Source organism: Neobacillus drentensis, from assembly GCF_021560175.1.
GTDB lineage: Bacteria > Bacillota > Bacilli > Bacillales > Cytobacillaceae > Neobacillus > Neobacillus drentensis_A.
This window is the reverse complement of the sequence record NZ_CP091110.1, coordinates 837073-849910: the sequence shown is the minus strand read 5'-3', so window position 1 is coordinate 849910 and position 12838 is coordinate 837073. Positions and strand designations below refer to the sequence as shown.

Below are 12838 nucleotides of genomic sequence, written 5' to 3'. Positions count from 1 at the left end.
CTGCTTTATATTACAATAAATATCTGTTCTCATTACCATCTTCATCAATATAATATATTACCGACTTATTTGTCTTAAGGTCAATAAATAATCTACAATAGAGAGCATCTTTTTCCCAAGAAAGTCGAACCTCATCCTTTGCAGAATCTAAAACCTTAAACTCTCCGTTAAAAGCATCATACTCATTCCTAAATCTAATCAGCTTTAATAGTCGTTGTACGACTTCTTTTCCTAAAGATTGTTCGATTTCTTCAACACTGTAGTTATGACGGTTAATTTCACGGCCATCTCCCGTTTTTTCAGCATTTTCATAATCGTTTTCTCCTGCCAGTAATCCTACATAATAGACCTGAGGCACGCCTGGTGCAAAAAATTGAATTGCCCTCGCAGCCAGATAGGCATCATCATCACAATTAAGTACCGAGTAATACGTTCCTCGGATTTGATGCACATCAAACCCATCCTCTGCTTTATGCTCATCTGATAAAATCAAGCTAAGGTTTGAGCCTCTCTCCAGACATACATCCACTATTTTTCTGGCATCCTTCGTATCAATCAATTCATCCAAGTCTGGTTTTACTGGAATACCATCATGACAATCCAGCATCGTAAACTGCTTATGCGGGCGATTCTTTAAATAGTCAACAAGAGTGGTACTAGACTTATTGATTAACGTATCAAGAATTTGATATGGCAAGATAAAATCATAAATCCAGCAGCCATGTTCAGCTAACTTGTATTGAATACTATAATGGCTATGAACTTCAGGAAGTAATTCAATGTCTAACGAATTAGCTAGGTCCATTATCCAATCTAAAAACTGGTAGATTTCAGTTTCAACAAAGAAGCAGCTTGTCCCCAGCTTTTTAATCACATAACCAACAGCATCCAGCCTGACAATTTTTACATTCTGCTCGTTGAAATTTGTAAAGAAATCCGTAAGAAGCTGTTTTACTTTTTCCGATTTGACATCTAAATCTATTTGTTCCGAAGGATCAGTTTTGCCAAAGGTCGTCCAAACCTTTTCTTCTTCACCTGTTTCCTCAATGTTGAAAGTAGAATAAGGAAGCGGTCTCCTAAGGAACATTTTATCAATGTCCGTTTGTACAGGCTCCCCATCTTCCCAAATCTTATCTAACGTAATAAATAAATCGGCATATTCGGACTTGCGGCCCTTTTTAAGAAAGTCCTGAAAATAGACAGACTGCTTGGAAATATGATTGACCATTAAATCGACCAAAACATCAAAGTTTTCACCGATCGCTCTTATGTCATCCCAAGTACCGAAGCTTGGCTCAATTTCTAAATAGGTCTTGGGAGCAAATCCTCGGTCTCCTGAAGACGGGAATGGAGGAAGTATATGAACTCCACCCTTGAAAATATCCGCAAAATGCGTTAAGAGTACCTGATTTAATACCTTTAAATTTCCCCCTAGTGAATCAGGATAAGTAATCAGCTGTACTTGATTTTTAACAGTCATCTCTTTTGCCCCCCTATAATTCATACAATTCTTTTATTATTTCAAGCGTTGGTAAATTGACAACGGCACCCTCATATTGCAGCTTATATGCACTGACTGCCATCCCCAGCTTTAGTGCTTCTTGAATTGGATATCCTTTAACCACTGCCGTATAAAAACCCGACCAAAATGCATCGCCTGCTCCTGTCGTATCTACTACTTCTTTGGCTAAGGTTTCTAATTTAATAGTCTCTTTGCCATTTGACACGATCGCTCCATCTTTACCTAAGGTCATGATGACTAGCTTAGCTCCTAGCTCGATAAACTTTTCAATTTGGTTTTCATAAGTATCTCTTCCAAATAATCTTTCAGCATCATCTTCAGAGGGTTTTACTATATCAACTTTACTGATAATGGATTTCACATAATCTAAGCCATCTTCACCCTTTTCCCAAATCATTGGATGATAATTAGGATCAAAGCAAACTAGCAAATCATTCTTTCTTGCCTCGACAATCACTTTTTCAATCGTGTCTCGCACCGGCATCCTTGAAATTGGCCAGCAGGAAAAGTGAATGATCTTAGAATTCTTTATAGCATCCGCTAACTCTGGTGTATAGTCTAGATGATAGTCTGCCTCTCGGTAAAAAATAGGCACAGGACTATTTTTACTTTTTGTAACTAATACCATGCTGGTAGCATAATCTACCTGCTGAACACAGCTTGTATTTATATTAGATTTTTCTAAATGATTGATAAGAAACCTGCCTAGTCCGTCTTTACCAACGGAAGAAGCAACAAGGGAGTTAATCCCTAATTTTTTTACGTTCATCGCAATGTTGGAAGGAGATCCTCCAAAAAACTTATGGTATGTGTTAGATTCGAAATCTTCATCATAATCTGCAGATATCATGTCAATCAGGAGCTCACCAACAGTGAGGATGTCATTGCTCTTATTATGAAACTCTAGTTTATTATCAAATGTAAACATTTTATTCCTCCGGATATTATTCATCAAATGCTTTTTCTAATTCAGGAAGAGCATTGAAGACAATTAATTCCAAGAATGATTCATCAGGGTAGTCAATAGCGCTTATTGACGACTGTTTACCCCCAAAATGATTCTTCAGGGTAGTCAATACAGAAAAGCGATGAACAACAAATACTGTTGTTCATCACTTTTACCTTAATTACTCCACTCTTTTAGGTGCCAAACGTAACTTTGGAAATCGCCATTTATATTAGCAGGTATACTTAAACCTACATAGGAAAGTTCATCCCCGCCATATACTTTGTCAGTTCCGATTACTCGGTATTGTTTCTTATCATCAATTCCCTTTAGCCTTATAACAGTTGTTGGTGCAGCTGGTTCAGCTATTACCCGGAAATAGTAGACAATCGCTTCAGACTTGTCCTTAGTAGTAAACAACCAAGCTGTTTCATTTCCTTCGAATGGGCTCTGCAGCCGGTAAAAATCACCAAACTGGATTAATTGACGTATTTCTTTATAGTGAGCAACCTGCTGTTTAACGGTTTCTTTCTCTTCATCTGATATCTTTGTTAAGTCTAGTTCATACCCCAAATTACCTGACATTGCGACATCACCGCGCATCTCCATCGAAGTGCTCCGATGAACCTGATGATTAGGCACTGCTGATACATGGGAACCCATTGAGACAATCGGGTAGACAAGACTTGTACCATATTGAATTTTTAAACGTGAAACTGCGTCAGTATTATCCGAAGTCCAAACCTGTGGCATATAATAAAGCATCCCAGGATCAAATCTGCCTCCGCCGCCAGAACAGCTTTCAAATAAAATATGCGGGAACGAAGCCGTAATCGTCTCCATCACTTTATACAAACCGAGCATATATCGATGTGCTGTTTCCCTTTGTCTGTCCGCAGGGAGGGCTGCCGAGCCGATTTCCGTCATGTGGCGGTTCATGTCCCATTTCACATAAGAGATTGGAACCGTCGATAAAATATCGCTAACTCGTTTTGTAATTTCATTACAGACATCTTCTCTTGAAAAATCGAGAATCAACTGGTTGCGGCTCTCCGAACGAAGGCGGTCTGGAACATGCAGGCACCAGTCTGGATGCTCACGATAAAGGTCACTATCAACCGAAACCATTTCCGGTTCAAACCAGAGTCCAAACTCCATTCCCATATCCTTCACTTTTAACGCAAGATTATCTAATCCTTCAGGGAGCTTTTGATGATCAATAAACCAATCCCCTAATGAAGACTTATCATTATCTCGTTTTCCAAACCAGCCATCATCCAAGACGAATAATTCAATCCCTAATTCACTTCCTGCTTTGGCAATCTCGAGGATCTTCTCAGCATTGAAATCAAAATACGTCGCTTCCCAGTTGTTCACTAAGATCGGCCGCTCTTGATCGCGGTATGTTCCTCGGACCAATCGGGTACGATAAAGCTCATGGAATGTCCGTGACATATCACCGAGACCTTCAGCGGAATAGACCATTACTGCTTCCGGTGTTTGGAATACCTCACCCGCTTCCAGCTTCCAGCTGAAATCGAACGGATTAATACCCATTGTGACACGGGTATTACTAAACTGGTCAACCTCCGCCTGTGCCAAGAAATTCCCACTATATACAAAGTTAAACCCATAAACTTCGCCTGCATCTTCGGTTGTACCTTTTCTTAACAAAGCAATAAACGGATTATGCTGATGAGAGCTTGCTCCCCTCGTACTTTCAATTGACTGAACTCCGTGGCGAAGCGGTAGGCGCTCAATATGTCTTTCTTTTACATGGGCACCATGAAGATGTAAAAACTCAAAATCCGCATCTCTAAAATCGACACTCACACTTAATGCACTTAACAGCTTTAATGATTGTTCGCCCTCATTTACGAAGCGGACCGAACGGATAATCACATTAAACTGTTCGAAAACCGTATAACTTAAAACCACTTTTAAGCCGATTAGTGAATCTTCCAGGGTAATTTCAAGTGTTTCTGCCTCTTCATCACTCTCTACATACGTTGCAGGGAGTCCGTCCAAAGGAGCTTTTCCTTTAAAGATGACATGAGATTGGTACCTCAAGTCTGTAATCGTTGAGCCGTTTTCTAGCTGAATTTGATAGGCCGGCTTCCGAAAATCAGTGTTTCCGTACTGTGGATACTCTTGCGGAAGGGTATCCAGGGAGAAGGTCCGATCCTCTTTATGCTGATAAGGGTTCCCGGAAAAACCGCGGTCTTGTGATTGCAGAAAATTGGAATGACGGTATTCTCTTATTTTTCGCCCCCAATAATGGTGGACTAAATAGCCATCACGGACAATTTCCATGACATAGCTAGTACCTTTTGCTTGTAAATGAAAGATTTTATTTTTTGAATCAAATTGAATTCCCACGAACAAATCAACTCCTAATTCTATTTAATTGCCCCTTTTACAACACCGCCAATAATCCATTTTTGTGCAAAGATATACACAATGACCATTGGGGATAACGCTAACAGGTAAGATGCAAACGCTAAGTTAAAGTCAGTACCAAACTCAGACTGGAAAATATACTGAGCTAATGGCAAGGTAGCGGATGATGGATCATTTAAGATAATCAATGGAAGCATAAAGTCATTCCAAGCCCATAAGCAGGTTAAAATTCCAACCGTTGCATTAATGGGGGTTAATAATGGGAAAATGACCTTCCAAAACACTCCCCACGTACTGCATCCGTCCACTATCGCAGCTTCTTCTAATTCTTTCGGAATTGAGCGGATATACCCTGTGTAAATAAAAATATTTAAAGCAGCTCCATACACAATATATAAGAATATAAGTCCACCTTGATTATCCATACCTAAAGCAGAAGTTTGTTTTACAAGCGGCAGCATAATGATCGGAAATGGGATAAACATAGCACTAACAAAATAATAATATAATCCTTTAAAAAATTTTCTGTGTAAATTCCTTGCTATAGCATAAGCAACCATTGAATTTGTCAAAATCGTAAAAACAACGGTTACCACTGTAATAATGGCACTGTTTTTAAAGGCTGCAAAAAAGTTCGTTGCCTCAATGGCCTTTGTGAAGTTTTCAAAATGCAGGCTGGTCGGTAAAGACAAAACCGAATCCGCTAACTCGGAAGGTGATTTTAAAGCAATCGAGATCGTAATATACAAAGGGAATAGTATAAATAATGAACCTAACGCCACTAAAATCGTAACGGTCCAATTCGTCTTCTGTCTTAACATTACATATCCATCTCCCTTTTTTGTAATACTTTAATTTGGAATACTGAGATTACCACGATCACGATAAAATAAATAACCGAGTTTGCCGATTGATAGGCAAATTCTCCTCCTGCGAAGCCGCTTTTAAAGATTAATAGTGAAATCGATTCAGTAGAGCGACCTGGTCCCCCGTTGGTCAATGCAACGACCTGGTCAAAGACCATTAAGAAGTTTTTCATAGATAGGACCATATTAATGGTAAAGAAAGGAGCAATCATCGGGAAGGTAATCTTCCAAAATTCCTGCCATTTATTCGCTCCATCAAGACTGGACGCTTCATAAAGTTCACTTGGAACTGTTTGTAAACCTGATAAGTATAAAATGACATTGAATGCACATGCTTGCCAAACGGCTACAATAACGATCCCTAACCAGGCATACTTTTCGCTGCCTAAAATGTTCAATGAGAGAAAACCAATATCAAGTTTCGTCCCTAATTGTGGAATAACATTAGAAAAGATAAAGTTAAAGATAAATCCTACAATTAATACCCCGAGAACATTGGGCAAGAAATATACCGCCCTGAAAAAGTTCTTGCCTTTAATTTTAGCGTTTAATCCCATCGCAATAACTAGACTCAAAATATTTACGATTATGGTGGAGAGGATAGCAAATTTAAAAGTAAAGAGGTATGAGTTCAATATATTTCCATCTTTAAATAAATTAAGATAGTTTTTTAATCCAACAAAATTATAATCTAAGCTTAATCCATCCCAATTTGTAAAAGAATAAAAAATGCCTTGTAATGCCGGAAATGTGTGGAAAACAAGAAAAAGAAGAAAAGCAGGCACTGTCATCAAATAGAAGGGGAGGTCTTTACTTTGGATTCTTTTCCTCTTTTCACCCGATTCAATTGCTTTATTTTTAGTAACCTTTTTTAAGGCAAGTTCGTTTTTACTCATCTTTACACTCCCTTATTGAAAACGGAGAAACTGGGATTCCCCAATCTCTCCCTCAAAATTATTGTCTGTTTGCTACCTTTTCCCATTCCTGATCTAGAGTTGTTAGATACTTCTTTTTATCTTTGTTTTGTACTAACGTTTGTAATTGTTTGTCAAGAGCAACCGCTGATGGTACATAGTGATCCGGAAAATCAACTAGAGCACCCTTTGCAATGCTTTCTTTTAATCCTTCTAACTCAGGCGCTTCTTGGACAATTCCTTTCTTTGCTGCAAAGGCATTTTGCTCTTTAAGGTATTGTTTGATATTATCGTCACGTAAAAGGAATTCGATAAATTTTCTAGCTTCTTTTGAATGCTTCGTTTGGGATGATTGGGTTAGGACTACGTCTACCCCGGATACAACCTTGGAATCACCTACAGGATATGGGAACACTCCGAGGTCAATGTTTGGATTGGCCTTTTTAATTTCCGGAATCGCCCAAATCCCTTGCAGATACATAGCTGATTCACCTTTTGCAAAAGCAACGTTTCCATCATTGTATGCTTTACCTGTTTGATCTTTATTACCGTACTTAATTAGTTCTAAAAACTTATCCACTGCTTCTGAGTGCCCTTTTACAAATTTGGTTTTCTGATCATCTAACTTTTTGAAAAAATCATTTCCTTGTGTATTAGCAGCTAATACGTTGTATGCAGGCAGTGCAGTCCATGCATCCTTAAAAGTAAAGTAGAATGGCGTTTTACCAGCAGCTTTTAATTTTTCTGCCACACCAATAAATTCATCCCAGGTTTTCGGAACTTGCAAGCCTAACTCTTTAAAAATAGCTTTATTGTAGATAACAGCATCCGCATTTGCTGCATACGGAATTCCGTAGACTTTATCCTGTTTTGAGATATCCTTTAACATATCAACATAAGCAGGCTGAATGTCATTTAATAATTTGTCGTTGGTAACTTCCTTAAAAGCACCCGCCTTTGCAATATCTGAATAAGAAATATCTCCGCCTGTTCCCATTACATCAGGAATGTCACGTTTTGCTACACGTGTTTTTAACACGGTTGTCGCATCAGGTGGATTGGATTGAACGACATCGATTTTTGGATTTTCCTTTTCAAACTTTTTAATCAGCTCATCATAAGTGCCTCTTGCTTCTGTTTTATATTGCAGAAACTCAATCTTCACTTTACCATTTGAACTCCCTGAAGCTTCGTCATTACTCCCGCAGCCTGATAGAACAGAAAGTGCGATCATACCAGTTGCTACTAACGAGATTGATTTTTTCATAGAAAACCCTCCATAATTTTTAAATAGTTTAATATTTTTAAAACTAACAAAAGGATTGGAGAGCGGTTCAACAACCCTTAACCGCTCCGAGCACTTTTATTACTTTTTAGCGCTTACACTTTCTCGTAAAACAAGGTCCGTTGGAATAGTCACCTTCAGTGGAATCGTTCTTCCTTTCAAACGATCATATAGCAGCTTTACTGCCGTTTTCCCCATTTCATCTCCATAAACTTTTACGGTTGAGAGGGGTGGATTCATAAAGGCAGCTGCTTCGATATCATCAAAGCTGAATACCGATACATCTTCAGGTACTTTCACGTTTGCTTCATGCAAAGCACGGAGGACTCCAAGCGCCATTGGGTCACTGCCGACTACGATCGCACTTGGCAATTGCCCGTTGTCGATTAATTGTTTTGTTAACGAATAGCCGCTGGTCGGACCCCAATCATCTATTAAGACTTTGTCTGGATTGTAAAGTCCCTTTTCTTTCATGACCTTTACAAATGTATTATGTCTAGCTTCTACTTTCTCTTTGGACTTTTGACGGCTTACTCCAAATACCATCCCTGGTCCACCTAAATAAGCGATATCGGTATGACCAAGTTCAATTAAATGCTCTAAGACTTTTTGTGTTGCTCCTTCAAAATCCGCAATTACAACGTCAACATTAGAATCTTGGGGCAAATAGTCTACTGCAACAAGATTGTTATTTTCATAGTAAATTTCTTTTAAATCTCCGATATCGATGTCCCCCAGAACAATTAGTCCATCAAGTCCACTTAAGCTTTCTGCAGTAATATTGCTCTTACCTACCATCATGGTCGAGACAATATTTAGAGAGTATTGGTTACATGTCCTTTCTACTCCTAGGCGAATCGATTGAAAATACGGGTCAATCGTTTCGTCGTTTAACATGATAACGCCAATATTAAAATTCTCATTAGGTTTATCCGTTTTCCCACTCTTTTTTCGCAATGGTTTATAATTTAACTCATTTACGATTTCAATCACCCGTTTTCTCGTATCATCAGATACGGAAAGTGTGGGATCATTATTTAAGATCCGGGAAACTGTTGCCGTCGATACATTTGCCTGATCGGCAATATCTTTTATCGTTATCATTTTCTCACCATCAATCCATTTAGTTAAATTAACTAAATTTTATATTCCTAATATATCAGAGGATGCGCTTTCATTCAATACTTTTTTACGCTATTTTTTAGTAAATTATCTATTTTCATAAATTTTACCTTTAATTTAGTTATATTTACGTTTTATTAACCAATAAAATAGGAGTTAACATAACTAAAATAATAGTTATATTAACTCCCATTTACTATTTATAATCTGCTCATTTCTGAGTAATATGTAATTCCCGGTACTCATTTGGTGTTACGCCTTCCACCTTTTTAAAAACCTTTCGAAAATACTTGTCGTCCTGATAACCGACCATATTAGCGATTTCATAAATTTTCAGCTTACTATTTCTTAATAATGACTTTGCCCTCTCCATGCGGATCTTGATCACATAATCGGAAATATTAACATTAAACTCTTGCTTGAATTTTCTCGAAATATATTCTCTGCTAATATAAAAGAGGTCTGATATCTCTTGCAGCTTTACATCCCGATCAAAGTTCGCCTGTAAATATTTCTCTATCTCGTGTATGACATTATTGCCTTTCTGAACTGTCTTTCGCTTCACTCTCTTTAAAAAGATGGAAACTTCCCGTAAAGTTCGCTCAATATAAGCTTCCAGCTCGAATGTACCATACTGGTTAAAAAATGGATCCACCCGATATTCAATATGATTCGACACTTTCACGGCTATATCAAAGTGTTTAAACCAGTGATTACTAATATTGAGATACTCATTCTCAAGCAGGAGCAGCTGGCTCCAGGCTAAATAATGGCCTTCAGTATAATCTTTAGAAATTCTCTTAATTAAATCTTCAAAAGCTCTGATCTCACTTGCTTGCACAGCTAATTCAATTTCCGATGAATAGGCATAAAGATTTTTTAATTCAGGCGTATGAAGAATATCTTGCCGGTAAACCTTGGTCTCCATACTATCTAATACATTACTGTTTAATAGGACCTGCTTGGCATGTTGATAAGAATTCATTAATTTGTTTCTTTTATTTATCTCTATCCCAACCGCAATATGACAAGAAACATTTATGACATTCAGAATTGCTTTATAGATGCGTCCCAGCAGTTCTTCTATTTGGGTAAACTGATTCCAAAACACAATGACAATTTCGCCTTTATTTGCCAGGTAGCGAAAGGCTATGCCACATTCTTTTTCTTGTAAAATCTCATTTATGACATTCAAGAGTGTAAAATAGGTTAAATCTCTGTCCCCTTGAAAAGCCTCGATTGCCTTCCTATTGATTCGGACTAGCGCAATGAGGTATGTTTGTGACCTAGAAAAACCGAATTCCTCATACAATTCTTCTTTAAGATTATCACTATTCAATAATTGAGTAAGCTTCCGATCCCGGTAAACTGGCTTCATTTCATTTATTAATTGATAGCTGGTGGTTTTACTATTCCGTTCCTCTTCCTCCTTTTTCCATTCCTTCACTACTTTTGCCAACGTTTGGTTTAATATTTCCGGGTCAACCGGTTTTAATAAATAGTCTGAACTGCCAAAATGAATGGCTTTACGCATATAGTGATAATCATCATAACCCGTTACCACAATTGTTTTACTAGTTGGCTGATTTTCTTTAATCCACTCTAACAACTGTGTACCATCCATCTTGGGCATTTTCATATCAGAAAAAATGATTTCCGGGCGAAGAGTTTGGATAAGCCGAATCGCTTCTTCGCCGCTACTGGCCTCATAAATCGCCGTAATCCCATTCTGTTCCCATTCCCCGAGCAGATTAATTCCCTCACGAACATGTTTTTCATCATCGACGATTAAAACTTTCATGGATGTACCACCTCATTATTTATATCTCTTGGAATGATGATCGTAACCGTAAATCCGCCGTCTTCGCCGCCATCAACTTCCATTTCCACCTGACTACTATAATAAATCTTTAACCGGTCATAAATATTTTTCAAACCAATACCAGTGCTTTTGGACTTTCCGTCACTCTCGTTTTCGGCCAATTCCCGGCGAAGTTGTTCAAGAGCGTCCTCCCTAACACCCACTCCGTTATCTTGGACAGAAATGCATAAATAATCGTCATGCTCCCCTCTTGCTGTAATGACAATGGTTGCTTTTCCTAGCTTTTGGTCAAAGCCGTGCTTAAAGCAATTTTCGACAATCGGCTGTAGGATCATTTTTGGTACTAGAACCTCTTCTATACCTTTTTCAATATTTAATTCAAACTCAAACTGCTCGTCAAATCGTTGCTTTTGTAAATTAAGATAGGATTTAACATGGTTTACCTCTGCTAAAAATGGGACAATATCATCGTTCATATTCATGCTGTAACGCATGATATTCGATAATGAGTTTAATAACGAATACACCTGAACTGCCTTCAATTTTAAGGCTAACGTTCCAATCGACTGAAACGCATTATAAAGAAAATGCGGATTTATTTGAGACTGAAGAACCCTTAACTGGGAAGACTTATTTTCAATTTCCAGTTTATATTCGCGTTCAATTAACTCATTTATTTTCGAAATCATTAATTTAAAATGCCTGCCCAGCATCCCAATTTCGTCATTTCCTAATGATTCAAAATCTGCTTCAAACACACCTTTTTCTACTTTTTTCATATTAGCAATTAATACTTTGATTGGAGCAGTAAGTCTGAAAGAGATGAACATTGTAGCAAATAAAACGATAATAAGCGTAATAATAACAATGATTATATTGGTAAATACCGTCTGCCTCGCACCTTGATAAAGGACATCATAAGGAATTCTCTTCACAATGTACCAGTTTTTAAACGAATCAGAGAACTTTTGGTAGACAATAACGCCTGAAAATTTTTCGTCTTTCCATTCAAGACTTTTATTAGCTTCCGGTTCCTTCTTTAGTTGCTTAAACCATGCATCCTTATTGGCCTTGCCAATTACGTGGTTATTTGAAGAATAGACGACAACTCCATCTTCATTCATTATGTATAAGTCTTCAATCCCATCCGTATATAACCTTCCAGAAATATCTCTAATCTTGGAAAGATTAATATCGATCGATACAAAACCTAAAATAGTATCTAATGGTACATCTCTAATAATCGTATGGAAACTTAAAACCTGATTTTTCTCGGAATTAGGAATCACCGACAAGTTATTGTAACTATAAATCTCATGTGGCGGTTCAATAACGGAAAAATCATGAGACCTGCTTAAGCGGGCATAGAATGGATTGGACAAGATGCTCTCGTATTTCCCTCTGCCGCTAATTCTTGAGTGATAGTTGGTATAAGAATCTTTTCCTTTATTTATATAAAGAAGCATTTGTTCGACTTCCGGCCGGGAATTAAAGGTATAAGCGAGCATTCTGCGTACTTCTTCTTGATTACTACTTAGGTTGTCTGATATCCCAACCCTCATTACCGACATAAATGGTGTATAGCGATATAAAACAGTCGACATTTGTGCGACATCTTCTAAATAAGTACTTAGCTCTGCTTCCCCTTTAGCAATTAAATCATGATTCGTAGAGACAAAACGGTCATTTATTGACTTTGTCGTTTGATAATACGTAATCGTAATCGCAATTCCAAAAGGGAGTATGATGACAGCCATTAAAGTAATAATTAGTTTAGTTCGGATCCCCCATTGCATTCGCTCTTGGGCTAGTCCCTAAACTTGAACTAGCCTCCCCCCTTTTCTAAGTGATACTAAATTCCCCACCATTTTAGCACAAGAAACAACGTATTACATGGTGTCTATTTTAATATGGAAAAATGGACAGTTCAATATTTTCCACCCTACTGGTCAATGTAAGCC

Annotated in this window: 9 protein-coding genes; all 9 read right to left on the bottom strand. The window is 37.8% G+C overall.

The features are described 5' to 3' along the window. Nucleotides 1–10: 10 nt before the first annotated feature. Nucleotides 11–1480 (bottom strand): sucrose phosphorylase, encoded by a 1470-nt coding sequence (gene gtfA, locus L1999_RS04045; protein WP_235742402.1) that lies wholly within the window; start codon nt 1478–1480, stop codon nt 11–13. 13 nt (nt 1481–1493) lie between these two features. Beyond that, on the bottom strand, nt 1494–2450 hold the full coding sequence (locus L1999_RS04040) for a carbohydrate kinase family protein (protein ID WP_235742401.1): 957 nt from the start codon (nt 2448–2450) through the stop codon (nt 1494–1496). Nucleotides 2451–2645: 195 nt separating this feature from the next. After that, nucleotides 2646–4847 carry an alpha-galactosidase gene (locus tag L1999_RS04035; RefSeq protein WP_235742400.1) on the bottom strand — a complete coding sequence of 734 codons (2202 nt, stop codon included), beginning with the start codon at nt 4845–4847 and terminating at the stop codon, nt 2646–2648. A 20-nt stretch (nt 4848–4867) separates the two neighbouring features. Then, nucleotides 4868–5689, bottom strand: coding sequence for a carbohydrate ABC transporter permease (locus L1999_RS04030; protein ID WP_235742399.1), 822 nt, complete (start codon nt 5687–5689; stop codon nt 4868–4870). Further along, a complete protein-coding gene (locus L1999_RS04025) occupies nt 5689–6525 on the bottom strand; it encodes a carbohydrate ABC transporter permease (RefSeq protein ID WP_235744242.1) in 837 nt (278 codons plus the stop codon). Before L1999_RS04025 ends, L1999_RS04030 begins: the two co-directional genes overlap by 1 nt. Before the next feature lie 163 nt (nt 6526–6688). Beyond that, nucleotides 6689–7915, bottom strand: coding sequence for an ABC transporter substrate-binding protein (locus L1999_RS04020; RefSeq protein ID WP_235742398.1), 1227 nt, complete (start codon nt 7913–7915; stop codon nt 6689–6691). Nucleotides 7916–8014: 99 nt separating this feature from the next. After that, nucleotides 8015–9037 carry a LacI family DNA-binding transcriptional regulator gene (locus L1999_RS04015; RefSeq protein ID WP_235742397.1) on the bottom strand — a complete coding sequence of 341 codons (1023 nt, stop codon included), beginning with the start codon at nt 9035–9037 and terminating at the stop codon, nt 8015–8017. A 229-nt stretch (nt 9038–9266) separates the two neighbouring features. Beyond that, nucleotides 9267–10856 carry a response regulator transcription factor gene (locus L1999_RS04010; protein WP_235742396.1) on the bottom strand — a complete coding sequence of 530 codons (1590 nt, stop codon included), beginning with the start codon at nt 10854–10856 and terminating at the stop codon, nt 9267–9269. Next, entirely contained in the window at nt 10853–12673 is a 1821-nt protein-coding gene (locus L1999_RS04005) for a sensor histidine kinase (protein WP_235742394.1), read from the bottom strand. The genes L1999_RS04010 and L1999_RS04005 overlap by 4 nt, the downstream gene beginning before the upstream one ends. Between the last annotated feature and the right edge of the window lie 165 nt (nt 12674–12838).